The 14,646-nt window shown below is 69.4% G+C and carries 14 protein-coding genes, 1 tRNA gene, 2 pseudogenes and 1 riboswitch; of the genes and pseudogenes, 7 read left to right on the top strand and 10 right to left on the bottom strand.

The window, feature by feature from the left end; genetic code table 11:
- Positions 1-8 precede the first annotated feature (8 nt).
- A riboswitch (cobalamin riboswitch) is annotated at positions 9-165 on the top strand.
- Positions 166-228: 63 nt separating this feature from the next.
- Together ACLD7X_RS05570 and cobW are read left to right on the top strand one after the other, a co-directional pair.
- Positions 229-840, top strand: a complete 612-nt coding sequence (locus ACLD7X_RS05570) for a HupE/UreJ family protein (RefSeq protein WP_425625101.1) — start codon at positions 229-231, stop codon at positions 838-840.
- 10 nt (positions 841-850) lie between these two features.
- The gene (cobW, locus tag ACLD7X_RS05565; protein WP_411422519.1) at positions 851-2,038 is read left to right on the top strand and encodes a cobalamin biosynthesis protein CobW; all 1,188 of its coding nucleotides are present in this window, start codon (positions 851-853) and stop codon (positions 2,036-2,038) included.
- On the opposite strand, the gene ACLD7X_RS05560 is transcribed toward cobW, so the two are convergent.
- The gene (locus tag ACLD7X_RS05560) at positions 2,035-2,364 is read right to left on the bottom strand and encodes a hypothetical protein (RefSeq protein WP_411422518.1); all 330 of its coding nucleotides are present in this window, start codon (positions 2,362-2,364) and stop codon (positions 2,035-2,037) included. The genes cobW and ACLD7X_RS05560 overlap by 4 nt on opposite strands.
- Before the next feature lie 191 nt (positions 2,365-2,555).
- On the opposite strand from ACLD7X_RS05560, the gene purS reads away from it, so the two are divergent.
- Complete coding sequence (purS, locus tag ACLD7X_RS05555) at positions 2,556-2,828, top strand: phosphoribosylformylglycinamidine synthase subunit PurS (RefSeq protein WP_411422560.1); 273 nt, start codon at positions 2,556-2,558, stop codon at positions 2,826-2,828.
- Positions 2,825-3,478, top strand: coding sequence for a phosphoribosylformylglycinamidine synthase subunit PurQ (purQ, locus tag ACLD7X_RS05550; RefSeq protein WP_411422517.1), 654 nt, complete (start codon positions 2,825-2,827; stop codon positions 3,476-3,478). Before purS ends, purQ begins: the two co-directional genes overlap by 4 nt.
- A 222-nt stretch (positions 3,479-3,700) precedes the next feature.
- Here purQ and ACLD7X_RS05545 read toward each other — a convergent pair whose 3' ends face one another.
- Positions 3,701-4,291: a peroxiredoxin gene (locus tag ACLD7X_RS05545; RefSeq protein WP_411422516.1), complete on the bottom strand. Its 591-nt coding sequence runs from the start codon at positions 4,289-4,291 to the stop codon at positions 3,701-3,703.
- Positions 4,292-4,442: 151 nt separating this feature from the next.
- Here ACLD7X_RS05545 and ACLD7X_RS05540 point away from each other — a divergent pair, with 151 nt between their 5' ends.
- Positions 4,443-4,964, top strand: a complete 522-nt coding sequence (locus ACLD7X_RS05540) for a hypothetical protein (RefSeq protein ID WP_411422515.1) — start codon at positions 4,443-4,445, stop codon at positions 4,962-4,964.
- A gap of 130 nt (positions 4,965-5,094) precedes the next feature.
- On the opposite strand, the gene ACLD7X_RS05535 is transcribed toward ACLD7X_RS05540, so the two are convergent.
- The 6 genes and pseudogenes from ACLD7X_RS05535 to psb32 all read right to left on the bottom strand — a co-directional run bounded on the left by ACLD7X_RS05535 (position 5,095) and on the right by psb32 (position 9,319).
- A tRNA-Met gene (locus tag ACLD7X_RS05535) sits at positions 5,095-5,168 on the bottom strand.
- 17 nt (positions 5,169-5,185) lie between these two features.
- Positions 5,186-5,563 (bottom strand): annotated as a pseudogene (locus tag ACLD7X_RS05530) (M23 family metallopeptidase); the annotation flags it as partial.
- Positions 5,564-6,350: 787 nt separating this feature from the next.
- Positions 6,351-6,842: a tRNA (cytidine(34)-2'-O)-methyltransferase gene (locus ACLD7X_RS05525; protein WP_411422513.1), complete on the bottom strand. Its 492-nt coding sequence runs from the start codon at positions 6,840-6,842 to the stop codon at positions 6,351-6,353.
- Between the two features lie 13 nt (positions 6,843-6,855).
- On the bottom strand, positions 6,856-7,449 hold the full coding sequence (gene cobU / locus ACLD7X_RS05520; RefSeq protein WP_425625100.1) for a bifunctional adenosylcobinamide kinase/adenosylcobinamide-phosphate guanylyltransferase: 594 nt from the start codon (positions 7,447-7,449) through the stop codon (positions 6,856-6,858).
- Entirely contained in the window at positions 7,436-8,581 is a 1,146-nt protein-coding gene (gene pxcA, locus ACLD7X_RS05515; protein WP_411422511.1) for a proton extrusion protein PcxA, read from the bottom strand. The genes cobU and pxcA overlap by 14 nt, the downstream gene beginning before the upstream one ends.
- 6 nt (positions 8,582-8,587) lie before the next feature.
- Complete coding sequence (gene psb32, locus ACLD7X_RS05510) at positions 8,588-9,319, bottom strand: photosystem II repair protein Psb32 (protein WP_412006669.1); 732 nt, start codon at positions 9,317-9,319, stop codon at positions 8,588-8,590.
- Between the two features lie 90 nt (positions 9,320-9,409).
- Here psb32 and ACLD7X_RS05505 point away from each other — a divergent pair, with 90 nt between their 5' ends.
- Positions 9,410-10,117 carry a cofactor assembly of complex C subunit B gene (locus ACLD7X_RS05505; RefSeq protein ID WP_411422509.1) on the top strand — a complete coding sequence of 236 codons (708 nt, stop codon included), beginning with the start codon at positions 9,410-9,412 and terminating at the stop codon, positions 10,115-10,117.
- On the opposite strand, the gene lptC is transcribed toward ACLD7X_RS05505, so the two are convergent.
- Both lptC and metG read right to left on the bottom strand, forming a co-directional pair.
- Positions 10,011-11,204 (bottom strand): LPS export ABC transporter periplasmic protein LptC, encoded by a 1,194-nt coding sequence (gene lptC / locus ACLD7X_RS05500; RefSeq protein ID WP_411422508.1) that lies wholly within the window; start codon positions 11,202-11,204, stop codon positions 10,011-10,013. The two genes, ACLD7X_RS05505 and lptC, sit on opposite strands and share 107 nt — an antisense overlap.
- Positions 11,201-12,835, bottom strand: a pseudogene (gene metG / locus ACLD7X_RS05495) (methionine--tRNA ligase); the annotation flags it as partial. The gene lptC and the pseudogene metG, both read right to left, overlap by 4 nt.
- 88 nt (positions 12,836-12,923) lie before the next feature.
- Here metG and ACLD7X_RS05490 point away from each other — a divergent pair.
- A partial coding sequence (locus ACLD7X_RS05490; protein WP_411422507.1) for an FAD-dependent oxidoreductase occupies positions 12,924-14,646 on the top strand: 1,723 nt, incomplete at its 3' end.

Here is a 14,646-nt window from a genome sequence, read left to right as displayed (position 1 = left end):
GTCGCTTGCCCATAGGATCGGCATCCGGTTCCGGTGGGGATCAGCCACCGGAAGCAATGGGGAAAGCCCGGTGAAAGCCCGGCACTGTCCCGCAGCTGTGAAGGCAGACCGGAGCCTCCGGAACCTCTGCCCAGTCAGAACGCCCGCCGGTTTCACCCATCCTTCGGCGCGGACCGTTTCATGAGATCCCCTCAACCTTCCAGCCCGTCCCAGGCCGGGCCCACCCCCGTGCGGGCGGCCCTGCGGCTGGGGCCGGCAGCCGGGCTGCTGGTTGCTCTGCTGGCTGCCGTGCTGAGGGCCCAGCCCGCCCAGGCGCACCATCTGGTCGAGATCAACGCGCTGCAGGCCTCACCCCTGAACGGCCTGATCAGCGGTCTGCTCCATCCTGTGCTGGGGCCGGACCATCTGATCTTTCTGCTGGCGCTCTCCCTGGTGGGCCTGCGCCACCGTCGTGGCTGGATGCTCGGCCTGCTGGGCGTGGGCCTGCTGGGCAGCGGCGCCGGCCTGATCGCTCCGGGTCTGCCCGGAGCCGAACTGATCACCGCTGCGACAATCGCCCTGGTGGGGCTGGTGCTGCTGGGACGTCTGCCGGTAGCTGTCCTGCTGCCGGCGATGGCCATGCACGGCTATGTGCTGAGTGGGCCTGTGCTGGGGTGGTCTGCCATGCCGGTCGCCTTCTATGCCGTGGGCCTGTTGCTGAGCCAGGCGGCCCTGCTCCTGCTCGCCCTGGCCGGCCTGCGCTCCCTGGTCGAGCGGTTGAGCCCGGCGCGGCTGCGGTGGATGGGGATTGCCCTGCTGGGCGCTGGCGCGGTGCTCGCCCGCGCCAGCTTCAGCGCCTAGGTCCCAACCCATGGCTGACCTTTCGCAACGCCTGCCCGTCACGGTTGTGACCGGCTTCCTCGGTGCCGGCAAGACCACCCTGTTACGGGAGCTGCTGCTGCATGGCGGGCAGCGGCTGGCCGTGCTCGTCAACGAGTTCGGTGAGGTGGGCATCGACGGTGATCTCCTGCGCAGCTGCGGGTTCTGCCCCGAGGAGGACGTGGACTCCCGGCTGGTGGAACTGGCCAACGGCTGCCTGTGCTGCACCGTGCAGGAGGACTTCCTCCCCACCATGCAGCAGTTGCTGGAGCGGGCCGACCAACTCGACGGGATCGTGGTGGAGACCAGTGGTCTGGCCCTCCCCGAGCCCCTGTTGGCCGCCTTCCAGTGGCCGGAGATCCGCTCCCGCACCCGGGTCAATGGGGTGGTAACCGTGGTGGACGGCGAAGCCCTCGCCAGCGGCTCGGTGGTGACGGATCCGGCCGCCCTTGAGGCCCAGCGGGCCGCCGATCCCAGCCTCGACCACGCCAGTGCCATCGATGAGCTGTTCGCGGAGCAGCTCGAGTGCGCGGACCTCGTGCTGGTCAGCCGCTCCGACAGCCTCGACGCCCACCAACAGCAACGGGTTCGGGAACGGCTCGAGCCCCTGCTCCGGCCCACCACCCCGGTGCTGGCGATGGAGCGGGGCCGGATCGATCCGGCGGTGGTGCTGGGACTCGAGCCCCGCAGCACCACCACAGGGCAGCACAGCCCGGCCGATCACGAGCAGGGGCACGCCTCCGACGACCACGACCATGACCACGACCACGACCACGACCACGACCATGACCACACCCATGTGGCGATGGAGTCGGTGGCCCTGCAGTGGACAGGTGCCTTTGAGCGGGAGCCTCTGGAGCGCGCGCTCCGTCAGCTCTGCCTGGACCACAGCCTGATCCGGCTGAAGGGCCGGCTCTGGCTGAAGGGCAAGGCGCGGCCCCTCGTGCTTCAGGCCGTTGGCCCCCGCTTCGAGAGTGTTTTTGAGGCCGAGCCCCCAACCGGCGCCAGCACGGTCGGCGCCAAGCCCCTGGGGCTGGAGCTGGTCATGCTGGGCTTCGACCTGCAGCGGCGCGATCTGCCGAGCCGGCTGCAGGAGCTGCTGGCGGGAACGGGGCCAGGCACCGCCCCCGTGATGCCGGGCGCGATCGTCGCGACGGGTCCGTCAGCCGGGACGGCCTAGTCGAGGGGCAAATCACCCTGGGCACAGATGCCGTCCCAGCAGAGGGCGGGATCCTCGCTCCAGCTGGCCTCCACCGGAATCCAGTTGGAGTGGTCCCGCTGCATCGCAAAGGCGCCTCGGCCGTCCTGACGGAACTCGATGCGTTGGCCCCCCACGATCAGGCTCCAGCGCTCACCCACACTCTCCACCTCCATCCGGCAGGGCTTCCACGGACCACTGCCCTCACGGCAGCGCAGGTCGATCCCGCGGGGCTCTGCCGTGGCCGGTGTGCCTGGGGCCAGCATCAGGAGCGCGGTGAGCAGCCCGAGGGCCGGGCCCCTGACCAAGGGGCGCGGCTGTGCCCACCCGGGCTGTGCCATCCCAGGCTGTGCCCTCCGGAGCCATGCCATCCGGGGCAGCGCCATGGAGGGGCCCACGCGGCGGGACATCGCGCTGGATCAGTTACCTCTTCAACCTGCACCTGCCAAGGGGGCCGGGACAAGCGAGCTGCCAAGATTTAACAAACTCCGGCTTCTCCGTGCCCGTCTACAGCGCTCGCGTTCAGGTTTCGCTCCGCCCGTCCGTGCTCGATCCAGCCGGGGAGGCGACGAGGGCCGCCGCTGCCCGCCTTGGGGTGGATGGTGTGCGCCGGCTGCGGATCGGCAAGGCCATCGAACTGGAGCTGGAAGCTCCCGATCAGGCCACGGCGCAGCAGCAGCTGGAACTGCTGAGTGATCGGCTGCTGGCCAACCCGGTGATCGAGAACTGGAGCCTCGACCTGACCGAGCTGAGCGCCGGGGAACTGGCATGACGGTCGGGATCGTGGTGTTTCCCGGCTCCAACTGTGATCGGGACGTGCGCTGGGCCCTCGAGGGCTGCCTCGGGCTGCAGACCCGCTTCCTGTGGCATGAGGAGCGCGACCTCTCCGGATTGGAGGCGGTGGTGCTGCCCGGAGGCTTCAGCTACGGCGACTACCTCCGCTGCGGGGCGATCGCCCGCTTCGCCCCGGTGCTCGAGGAGCTGCGTCACTTCGCCGAGCGGGGCGGCCCCGTGCTGGGCATCTGCAACGGCTTCCAGGTGCTGACGGAGATGGGACTGTTGCCCGGAGCCCTCACCCGGAACGAGCGGTTGCACTTTCTCTGTGAGCCGGCCGATCTTCAGGTGGAGCCGGGCTCCTGCCGCTGGCTGCAGAACTACGGCGAGGGGGAGAGGATCGCTCTGCCGATCGCCCATGGCGAGGGGCGCTTCCAGGTCGATCCGGAGCAGCTGGCCGCTCTGGAGGACCGTGGCCAGGTCGTGTTGCGCTATGCCGCCAACCCCAACGGCTCGATGGGTGACGTGGCCGGACTCACCAATGCCGGCGGCAATGTGCTCGGCTTGATGCCGCATCCCGAACGGGCCTGCGATCCCCTCACCGGCGGCACCGACGGTCAGCGGATGCTGGCCAGCCTGCTGGGCTGACCTCGTTGCGCCCACCCTTCGCGATCGGCCGTGGGCAGGACGCCGCCGTCCAGCCGTAGCGGGGAGATCATCCGCCCAGAGGGGTGCTCCATCCGGACAGCAGAAAGGGGGCCAGGGGCCCCCCGATCTGTGGATCTGCTTCATCTGTGGATCTGCCTCGGCTCTGCGGATCAGGGCGCGGAGGGCGCCGGCAGAGTCACTGGATGAACGCGGTCGCTGGAGTCAGTTCACGGCAGCGAAGAAGTCCTTGGACTTCACCGGATCAGGGTTCATCGTCTTGTCGCCGGGCTGCCAGTTGGCGGGGCAGACCTCATCGGGATGGGACTGGACGTACTGGAAGGCCTGCAGCACACGCAGGGTCTCATCCACACTGCGGCCGACGGGCAGGTTGTTGATCGTGCTGTGCATGATCACGCCGTCAGGATCGATGATGAACAGACCGCGCAGGGCCACGCCGGCCTCTTCGTCCAGCACGTTGTAGGCGCGGGCGATCTCCTTCTTCAGGTCGGCCACCAGGGGGTAGTTGCAGGTGCCCAGGCCGCCGTTCTTGCGGTCGGTCTGGACCCAGGCGAGGTGGCTGAACTCACTGTCCACCGACACACCGAGAACCTCGGTGTTCTTGCTGGTGAAGTCCGCGTAGCGGTCGGAGAAGGCGGTGATCTCCGTGGGGCAGACGAAGGTGAAATCGAGGGGGTAGAAGAAGAGCACCACGTACTTGCCGCGGTACTGGGAGAGGGAGACCGTCTGGAACTCCTGATCGACCACAGCGGTGGCCGTGAAGTCAGGGGCCTGCAGACCGACGAGCCGGGACATGCGCGAGTGGGGTGGGTAGACGAAGGGTGGACCGAAAGCGACGCGGAGCCTGGGTGCTCGAACTCGTATCGACTTCCAGTTACGAGCAACAATTTATCACAACCGGCTGCGGGCCGGGCCATAGGCTGGCACGAACCACGGGGCCAACGGGATGGGATGGGATCCGAGCGTTCTGCGCAAATACAACACCACTGGGCATTTCCGGCTGCTCAGCCGGCTGCGCAGCGAACTGAAGTCGAACCCCCTGGTGCGGCCCAAGGATGGACAGACCATCGGGGAGGTGAACCGGAGCAAGGGCCTGATCCGCGCCATGGAAGCCCGGGGTACCGGGCGCAGCCGCAGGGCGGCCGCTGCCGCGATGGCAGCGGCTGCCTTTCCGGTGGTCGTGAGCGCCGAAGAGGCGGATGGCGCCCGCTCTGAACAGAAGGCCGCTGAACGCAAGGCCTCGGAACGGAGGATGGGCGCGCGGAGCACGGCGGAGCTGAGCACGGCGGAGGGGAGCCGAGCTGAGCGCCACAGCGCTGATCACCACAATGCTGATTGGAACAGCGGGGATTGGGACGGTGGGGACTGGGACCGTGCGGATCGGAATCCCGCCGACAGCGCCTCTGCCGACCAGGGGAGCGGTCCATGCTCGTTCCGCGACCGGCTGAACGCGATTGATCTGCGCTGAGGTGCAGGGCGCCACGGCACTGGCCCGGCGCAACGTCGGGTCAGTCCAGGAGGGATGGCGACGACGCAACGATGCGCAAAGACTGTGAACAGAAGCTGTGAGCAGGGCATCACAGCAGAACAAAGCACAATGGCTCGGGGGAGACTTGAACTCCCGACCTTGGGGTTATGAATCCCACGCTCTAACCAGCTGAGCTACCGAGCCGCGGTGGGATGAGTGTATCAGGCGCGCGGCGGCAGGAACTGGAGCGGATTGGCAGCCCCTTTGGAGGGGGGGTGGATCTCGAAATGGAGGTGAGGACCGGTGCTGCGACCGGTGCTGCCCATCAGGGCGATCAGGGTGCCCTGGGCCACGTCCTGGCCGACCGACACCATCAAGCGGCTGTTGTGGGCATAGATGGAGCGGCTCCCATCGGGGTGGGAGAGCGTGACGAGATAGCCGTAGCCACCGTCATGCCATCCCGAGAACACGACCCGGCCGCGTCGCGCGGCCACGATCGGCGTGCCGACGTTGTTGGCCACGTCGATGCCCTTGTGCATGCGACCCCAGCGCCAGCCGTAACCGGAGGTGAACACCCCCTTGGCCGGCCAGATCCAGCCATCGGCCGTGGAGCCGTCGAAGGGCTCGGGCTCCGTGCCGAGGCCAGGAATCTGGGGCCAGCTCAGGCCGCCGCTGGTGCTGGGCTTCAGCCCGAGGACGGCCCGGGGACGCTGGGGAGCGGCCTGGACGAGCTGAACTTCGGTGCCGGCCACCAGCCGGGCCGTCTGCATGCCGGGATTGAGGCGCAGCAGCTCCGCCATGGTCAGGCCGTAGCGCTGGGCGATCTTGAAGACGGTGTCACCCAGACGGACCTCTCCCTTGGCCTGGACGGGTGGGGGGGCCTGCAGCGGCGGGCTGCGGCGCAGTTCAGACGTGTCGATCGAAGCCAGCATCTTGATCTGGCGGGTCTGCTGGGTGGGAACAACCAGCCAGTCACCGCGCTCGAAGCGGTGATCTTCATCGACGTCATTCAGCTGGGCGAGCCGTTCCTCCTGCAGGCTCAGCTGGGAGGAGAGCTCCTCGATGCTGACGGGACGGCGCACCTTGACCCAGAGCTTGTCGTTGCTGGGCTTCGGGAGAGCAGCCAGCAGGGTTTCGATGGGGGCCTCGTCCTGGTTGACGGGGCCGAAGGCAAAACTGACCGCCGGCACGCCGGTGGCGAGACCCGCGGCGAGAAGGAAGGTGGTTCGAAAAGATTGCAATGGCTTCATACGGTGTCCCCCAAACGACAGAGCCCAGTAGAGAAGCCGAGATCCCTGGACCGCGCAGACAGTAGCGGACGGAACCTTCGGCATCAAGTCGCCAGGGCAACAGCGAGACAGGCCAAGACCAGTAGAATCCCGGCCCTCACAGGGTTCCGGGCTCGGGCAGATCGAGTTGGCGCAGGGCCTCGAACAGCACGACACCCACCGAGACCGAGAGGTTGAGGCTGCGCACGCCCCCGTCAGGGTGCTGCCGCGGACGCCGCATCGGAATGGTGAGGCAGGTGCTGGCCTCCGCCGTCACCTCGGCCGGGAGCCCGTCGCTCTCCCGACCGAACAGCAACCAGTCGTCCGCCTGGAAGCGAAAGCCGGTGTAGGGCAGCTGGGCCTGGGCACTGAGGGCGATCAGCCGACCACCCCGATCGGTCCTGCAGGAGAGGAAGGCCGGCCAGTCGGCATGGCGGTGAAGCGGGACGTAGGGCCAGTAATCCAGACCGGCGCGCCGCAGCGTGCGGTCGTTGATGCTGAAACCGAGGGGCTCGACCAGGTGGAGTTCCTGGGCCGTCGCCGCGCAGGTGCGTGCGACGTTGCCGGTGTTCGGTGGGATCTGGGGTTGGAACAGAACGATCCTTGGCATCGCCCGAGGCTGATCAGCGGGGGACAGGCAGACCGAGACCGCTGAGGTCGAGGGCCCGCCCCGCCACCACCAGCCAGGTGGTGTCGCAGCGGGCGGCGAGCTGCTGCTCGAGGGCACCGAGCCGGTCGCGGAAGAGTCCTCCCACGGCCGTCGCGGGCACCACGCCCCAGCCGGTCTGCTCGGCCACCAGGATGACGCGCCCCGGGGAGGCAAGCAGGGCAGCCTCCAGGGCATCGCAGCGGGCCTGCCAGGCTCCCCGATCCTGATCGAGGCCCCAGGCCACCCAGGTGCCGAGCGAATCGACCAGAGCCAGTTCGCCGCCGGCAAGCTCCTGAAGCACCCGGGCCAGCTCGGCCTGGAGCTCCAGGGTGCGCCAGTGGGGCGGCCGCCGCCGCCGATGCGCCTGAACACGTTCCTGCCAGGCGGGGTCGTTCGGCAGGGCAGGCCCGGTGGCCACATAGCTGACCGGGCCGGTGTGTGCGGAGGCCAGGTGCTCCGCCCAGCGGCTCTTGCCGCTGCGGGCAGGCCCGGTGACCAGCTGAAGCCGGGGCGGCACCGCGGCAGAGCGGGCCGGCCCGGGGGGAGTCTGGAGCTCAGCCACCTCCATTCATGTTGCGCAGGGTCGCCACCGAGGAGGGAGAGACGCGGTTGAGATAGCGGAAGATCCAGTACTTGAACACCGTGGCGAGCACCACAGGGAAGGTGGCGATGAACAGCATGATGAAGTTCTGCCGAGCCGGCAGTCCGAGATGGTTCGCGACTCCATCCAGCAACACAGTCCAGCCTTCGGGACTGTGAAATCCAACAAAGATGTCCGTGAACAAAATGATGGCAAAGGCCTTGGCACTGTCGCTGAGGCCATACACCAGTTCGTCCAGAAAGCCTCGCAGAACCTGCAGATCGCGGCGCCAGACGACACACACGAAGAGAAAGCCGAACAGCCCGGCCAGGTCAGCGAAGACGTTCTTGATGGCGTGGGTGCTCTCCTGGTCGGCCTGCTCCTTGAGCTCCTGGGCGCGGGACGCCAGTTTGGCGTGGAGCTCCTCCCGGGAGGGGAGCGGCTGTCCGGTCAGCAGATAGTCGAATTCGATCTCGGCGCGGTAGACCCTGAGTTTCTCCACGGCCCGCTCCTCGAGCTGGGGGCTCGGGTAGCTCAGAAAGGCATGGTCGGGGGCAAAGCGGTCCACCAGGGGGGAGACCAGGTAGGTGCGGCTGACCTGCTGGACCAGCACCGGCACCAGGATCAGCAGCAGCAGGATCCGCAGCGACACCAGGGTGGAATCGCGGCGCCGCCGGAAGCCCGCAACCATGTTGGCTTCGGCCTCAGGATCGAGCTGGCGGCGCACCTGATCCACAACCCCCAGCAGGCTGCGGGGGAGCACCTCCGGCGAACGGCTGATCGCCGGCAGGGGTTGGCGGCGGACGGGGTAACGGGAGACGACCGTCTCGATCAGCTGCAGCTGGCGTTGCTCCTGGCCGATCAACTCGCCGCGATGGGCCTCCAGGGTGACCAGGCTCTGCCGGCAGATCTCCAGAGCGGCCCGAAAGCGGCGCAGGAGCTGGGCCTGGGCAGCCCGGGGAAGCGCCAGCTCGAGTTCAGGACGGACAGGTCTGTCGTTGTAGTGCTCGAGCTCGATGCTCTGAATCAGCAGAGCAGCCTCATAGCCCCGATCCAGGTCGTGGCTGACATCGTGGGCCTCCGCCCGACGAAAGGCACCGAGCCAATCGGTGAGGGCCATCGGTGATCAGCGGGAAAAGACCCACCAGGTGGCCATCGGCACGATGGTGCCGACCACGAGCAGCACGATCACCCAGGTGAAGGCGTTGCTCTCGGCGGTCTCCTCACGGGTGGGGATGTTGGTGGGTGCCGCGACGATCTCCGCCGTGACGGGCTCGCCAGGATCCTCGCCGCCCTGCAGCACGCTGAGCAGACGGTCAATGCCATCCAGACTCGCCTGGCGGAAACGGGCGCCTTCACGGATCGGCAGCGCCATCGTGGTGCGGGCCGTGCTGCGCAGCAGGCTGGGGGGCAGCTGCCCCTCCAGGCTGGGCGACGCAACCACGGCAGCGGTGTTCGTCTGGCTGTCGATCAGGAACAGCAACTGGTTCTGGAGGCCGGCGCTGCCCTGCCAGCGCTCCAGCAGCTGCTCGCCCAGCTGGGGAAGGCTCAGGCCGTAATCCAACCGCTTGACCGTGACAAGGTGCGCATCGATGCGCTGGTCGGTGAGCCCCTCGAGCTGGTGGCTCACCTCGGCGTTGGCGGCACGGCTCAGCACGGCGGCGGTATCGAGCACCCTCTCCTCAGGTGCAGTCGCAGGGAAGCCCTCAGCCGAAACGGCCAGGGCCGGTGCAGCCAGACCAAGCAGCAGCAGCATGGCCACAGCCCAGCCGGTGCAGCGGCGCAGCCAGTGCCCGGGGCCGGCGGCGGCGCTGCCGAAGGGGACCGCAGGGTGGGGCCGGCGCAGGTGGGGAATCAAGGGCCTGGGGCATGCTTGTGCCTAGTTTGCCTGCTGTGGCCAGGAGTGTCCGCGCCATCGCGGCGCTCCCTCCCCATCCGCTCGTGGCGCATGAACCTCCCCACCCCTGCCCGGGTCTGTCTGTCCCTCGGGGTGGTGGGACTGGCGCTGGTGGTGGCCAACCAGCTCACCGCCCCCCGGCTTGATCCAGCTCTCGAGCGCGCCGGGGTGCTGGCCAGTCTGCTGGCGGTCGGGCTGATGCTCGTCGCCGTGCTCTGGACCAGGGCCGTGCCGGAGGCGGCGGCACGGGCCCCCCTCGAGGGCACCGATGGGCTGTGGCGCTTGCCCGACCTGCCTGAGGCGGTCAACGAGGAACTGGGCTGGGGAAGCCAGATGCTGCTGACGGCGACGCCGGCCGTGGTGATCGCCGTGCACTGGGAGGGGCGGTGCCTGCTGCGCCGCGGGCTGCTGGGGCAGGGGAGCTTCGAGCCCGGTGCGATCTGCCGGCGCGCCATGGAACGGGGGAAGCCCCTCTCCCTGGTCAATCTGAGCCTCTACCCGGGCCGTGAGGAATTCCAGGGCCTGCTGCCGGATCTCCCGGCGGTGCTGATTCAACCGCTGGGGGAGGCCGGGGTCGTGGTCCTGGGTGGATGGTCAACGCGCTGCTTCAGCCGCAGCGACCTGACCTGGGTGGAGGGTTGGGCCCAGCGGCTCACAGGGCGATTGCTGGACGCTTCCGTTTCCGATCGGTGTCAGGATCGGCGGGAGCACCCGGAAGGCCGGGCTGACCTCCTGGCGGCAGACGGAACTCCGTCGTGACGCGCCCGCCGCTCCCGCCGAACTGCACAAAGCCATTTTTCGCGACGCGACCGGCCAGACGCTCCGAGCGGGTGACCTGGTCGGGGTCCTGACGCCGCAGCGTGACCCCGCCGACGGCCTCCACCGCTCCGGTGCTCCAGTTCCAGTGGCACCGAGCGGCTGTCAGCAGGTCGCCGGGCTGGGTCAACCGGCAGGCTCCGCCCACTTCCGCCGTGGTGGCGGCCAGGTCGAGGCGGAGTCGGTCACCGGAGAGGGTCGCCCGCCCCAGGCGTCCGGTGAAGGGCTCGGCTGTGGAGACGAGCCGGCCCGCGAGGTCCAGCCGGGCCTGGCGGGCCTCCAGGGAACCGTCCTTGGCAGGGTCACTGAGGCGCACTGGACCCGCCAGGTCGATGATCTGGGTGCGGGTATTGGCGCGCAGCGATGGGGCCGTCAGGGTCTGGAGCGAGCTGTCCGGCTGGAGGCGCTGGCCGCGCACGGGGCCGACCGCGCGCAGGTCTCCGGAGCCGGGCAACCAGTCGAGCGAGGCCACCTTCAGCCGGAGCGGATCCTGGCCTTCTCGCACCAGCTCGGGCTGACCGCGAAGCTCCAGGCGGTCCTGGTCGATCAGGAACCGGACCTGCTGGCTGGTGAGCCGCAGGTCGGACTGGGTCGCCAGCGGAGAACGGTCGATCTCCATGAGCTTGCGGGCCGGGTACCAACGCACCCGCTGGGCCGTGATCACCAGGGGATGGTCGGAATCGAGGCGCTGCACCCGGGTCGGCCCCTCCAGCTGCACCAGCTCGCCATCATTGAGCACCACGCCGTTGGCAGCCGTGAAGCGGTAGAGAGCCCGCCCCTGGCTGTAGAGAACGCCGCGGAGGTCCCGCGACTGGGCGACCCGCCGGCTGAGGTCATAGCGCGTCTCGGGACTGGTGAGCTCCCAGAGGGGGCGTCCGGCCGCATCCTGCTGGCGGAGGTTGAGGCTGCGGAAGACGAAGGGCTGGATGCGCTCCTCCTGCGCTTCGGGGGCGCGGCAACCAGCGATCAGAAGGGGCAGCAGGAGCCCCAGCCCGAGGCTAGCCCGCCCTGCCGCCGCGAAGGGTCTCACAGCGGTGCGTCGAGTTCCAGCCGCGCCAGCACCGGCTCGGGCGCGGGCAGGGGCTGGCCGGGCTGAAGCAGACCCCATTGCTGGGCCTGGAGCCAGGGGGCGCCCCTGGATGGCGCTGAACAGGGCTCGGCGGAAGGGCTGGGGTCCGAGGGGCTGGGTTCCGAAGGGCTGACAGGACCGCTGGCGAAGGGCGCGAGGGCCAGCTGGCTGAGCATCCGCTCGGAGAGATCGGGCAGCAGCGGGGCCAGCAGGACGGCCACCCAACGGGCCGCTTCGAGCACCGCATACAGGTCGGCGGCCACCTGGACCTCCTGGCCTGGCTGCTTCATCCGCTTCCAGGGGGCCTGGTCATTGAGATAGCCGTTGGCCGCCGTGGCCAGCTGGAGCGTGGCCTCGGCCGCCCGTCTGAAGTCGAGCTGATCGAGCCCCTCCCGCACCCGCTGGCCCGCTGCCAGGGCCGCCACGGCCAGGGGGTGCCCAGCCACGGCTCCGTCTCCAGCCGGCGGGATGGATCCGTCGAACCACTTGCGGGCCATCGAACTGGTGCGGTTGAGGAGATTGCCGATGGTGTTGGCCAGGTCGTTGTTCACCAGATCCGTGAAGCGCTGCTGCTGAAAATCGCCGTCATCGCCGAAGGGGATGTCGCGGAGCAGATACCACCGCACCGGGTCCCGGCCGCAGCGGGTGAGCAGCACGTCAGGATCGAGCACATTCCCCAGCGACTTACCCATCTTCTGGCCCTCCCGGGTGAGGAAACCGTGGCCGAAGACCCGCTCCGGCAGGGGGAGGCCCGCCGACAGCAGCATCGCGGGCCAGTAGACGGCGTGAAAGCGCAGGATGTCCTTGCCGATCACGTGCAGCTGGGCCGGCCAGCCCTGCGCGAGGATGTGCTCCAGCTCGATCGACGCCTCAGGCTCCAGCAGGGCCGTGAGGTAACCCAGCAGGGCGTCGAACCACACGTAGAAGGTGTGGCCGGGATGGCCGGGCACCGGAATCCCCCAGGGCAGGTCGACCCGGGAGATCGAGAAGTCGCGCAGGCCCTGGGCCACGAAGTTCTCCACCTCGCGGCGGCGGCTGGGGGGCTGGATGAAGTCCGGCTGGGCGATCAGCGATTCGATCGCCCCCTGGTAGCGGGAGAGCCGGAAGAAGAGGTTGACCTCATCACGCCACTCCAGGGGCTTGCGGTGGATGGGGCATTCGGGGTCCTGCGCTTCATGCGGGTCATCCTTGAATTCCTCACAGGCCACGCAGTACCACCCCTGCTGACGCCCCTCCAGGACGTCGCCGCTGGCCTCCACCCGGGCGAAGAACTGCTCCACCAGCTGACGGTGGCGCGGATCGGTGGTGCGGATGAAGCGGTCGTGGCTGATCTGCCAGCGTTCCCAGAGGTCCCGGTAGCCGGCGCTGACGCTGTCGCAGTGGGCCTGGGGACTCAGACCGGCGGCCTCGGCGGTGCGCTGGATCTTCTGGCCGTGCTCATCGCAGCCGGTGATGAACACCACCCGTTCACCCCGCAGCCGCCGGTAGCGGGCGATCGCATCGCAGGCCAGCGTCGTGTAGGTGCTGCCCAGGTGGGCGCGGTCGTTGACGTAGTAAAGCGGGGTGGTGAGGGTGTAAGACATGCGGCGGGAATTGGCCCGGCGGGACTCTGGGCTCGCTGCGCCGCCGGAGCGGCCCTGTGCCGGGGCCGGATCCTACCCATCGTGCCCGTGATTCCCGATGACTGAGCAGCAGGTGCCCCTGGCGGTCTGGGGCGGCGGTACCGGTGGTGCGGCGGCAGCCATCCAGGCGGCCCGAGCCGGTGCCCCGACCCTCCTGCTCACGCCAGGGGCCTGGCTCGGGGGAATGGTCAGCGCCGCAGGGGTCTGCTGCCCGGACGGCAACGAGCTGACGCCCTGGCAGACCGGGCTGTGGGGAGCCCTGCTGCGGGAACTGGCCCGCCGGGAGCCCGCCGGACTCGATCACAACTGGGTCAGCTGCTTCGGGTACGCGCCCGCAACGGCCGAAGCGGTCCTGCGGGCCTGGGTGGCCGAGCTTCCCTCCCTCACCTGGTGGCCCAACTGCAGGCTGCTGGGGGTGCGCCGGATCGGAGCACGGATCGAGGGACTTGAACTCGAGCGCCTCGATGGCGAGGGACGGGTCGCGGCACGGGTGGAGCTCCGGCCCCGGCTGGTGGTCGATGGCAGCGATCGCGGCGAGCTGATCGGCCTCGCCGCGGCGCCCCATCGGCTGGGCTGGGAGCCCAGGGAGCTGTGGCAGGAGCCGAGCGCACCGGCTGCCAAGGACCTGGCGGAGGATCCCTTCTTCAGGCGGCAGCCCGTGCAGTCGCCGACCTGGGTGGCGATGGGGCAGCTGCGTCAGGACCGGGTGTGCCCCGCGGGAGCCCCCAGCCTGCGCGAACCCTTCGCCCAGGCCACGGCAGCCTTCGGGCTGGAGCGCACCCTCACCTACGGCCGCCTGCCGGGCGACCGCGTGATGTTGAACTGGCCCCTGCACGGCAACGACTGGCACCGCGGCCTGGATGGGGCCTTCGGTGACGATGCGGCCCGGGAGGCCGAGCTGGTGCTGGCGATGCAGGAGCACAGCCTCGCCTTTGCCGCTGCCCTCACGGAGGCCAGCCAGGGATGGCTGGAGCTGGCGGAGGTGTTTCCGCGCAACGGCCGGAGCGCGGACCTGGCAGGCCCCTCCCCCCTCGCCCTGATGCCGTACTGGCGCGAGGGACGCCGCCTGCAGGGGCTGTCCACGGTGATCGAGCAGGACCTGCTGCCCCGGGGGGCCGGGGCAGCGATCGCCCCGCTCCCCGGAGGCGACGGCCGCTCGAGCGCTGTCGCCGTGGGTAATTACGCCAACGACCACCACTATCCAGGGCCGGACTGGCCGCTGGCGGCCAAGAGCTGCCGCTGGGGCGGGCGCTGGAGCGGCACGCCCTTCTGCATCCCCTACGGAGCCCTCGTGAGTGAGGCGGTGGTGAATCTGCTGGCGGCCGACAAGGCGATCAGCGTGAGCCACATGGCGAACGGGGCGACACGGCTCCAGCCACTGGTGCTCAATCTCGGCCAGGCCGCCGGGATGGCGGCCGCCCTGTGCCTTCAGGGGAACCGGGAGCCGGCCGAGCTGCCGCTGGAGCCGTTGCAGCGGGCCCTCGTGCTCGACCCGCGGGCTCCGGCCGCTCCCATGCCCCTGTGGGACACCCCCTGGCACCATCCCAACTGGCGGGAGCGGCAGCTGGCGGCCCTGGAGGATCCCGCCCTGCTGGGCACCGATGGGCACCTGGCGTGCCCCGGCAGCCTGCGGCAGAGCCTCGGTGAGGATCTGCTCCCGAGCCAGGCGCCGAAGGAGCCCGGTGAGCAGAGCTGGCGGGGCAGCCTCAGCGCCGATGGGGAGGGTGGCTATCGGCTCACGACCGCCACCGACTGCTGGCCCGTGATCACCCTGGAGCCGG

This window comes from Aphanothece microscopica RSMan92, assembly GCF_046613545.2.
GTDB lineage: Bacteria > Cyanobacteriota > Cyanobacteriia > PCC-6307 > Cyanobiaceae > NIES-981.
Note: the sequence above shows the minus strand (reverse complement) of the source record. Positions and strands in the feature narration are given on the sequence as shown.

Excerpts from the sequence above, each read along its gene's own strand:
- pxcA (WP_411422511.1), bottom strand. The coding sequence starts at position 8,581 with ATGGCCCTCACCGATTGGCTCGGTGCCTTTCGTCGGGCGGAGGCCCAC.
- purQ (WP_411422517.1), top strand. The coding sequence starts at position 2,825 with ATGACGGTCGGGATCGTGGTGTTTCCCGGCTCCAACTGTGATCGGGAC.
- ACLD7X_RS05505 (WP_411422509.1), top strand. The coding sequence starts at position 9,410 with ATGAACCTCCCCACCCCTGCCCGGGTCTGTCTGTCCCTCGGGGTGGTG.
- ACLD7X_RS05525 (WP_411422513.1), bottom strand. The coding sequence starts at position 6,842 with ATGCCAAGGATCGTTCTGTTCCAACCCCAGATCCCACCGAACACCGGC.
- ACLD7X_RS05540 (WP_411422515.1), top strand. The coding sequence starts at position 4,443 with ATGGGATGGGATCCGAGCGTTCTGCGCAAATACAACACCACTGGGCAT.
- cobW (WP_411422519.1), top strand. The coding sequence starts at position 851 with ATGGCTGACCTTTCGCAACGCCTGCCCGTCACGGTTGTGACCGGCTTC.
- ACLD7X_RS05545 (WP_411422516.1), bottom strand. The coding sequence starts at position 4,291 with ATGTCCCGGCTCGTCGGTCTGCAGGCCCCTGACTTCACGGCCACCGCT.
- cobU (WP_425625100.1), bottom strand. The coding sequence starts at position 7,449 with ATGGAGGTGGCTGAGCTCCAGACTCCCCCCGGGCCGGCCCGCTCTGCC.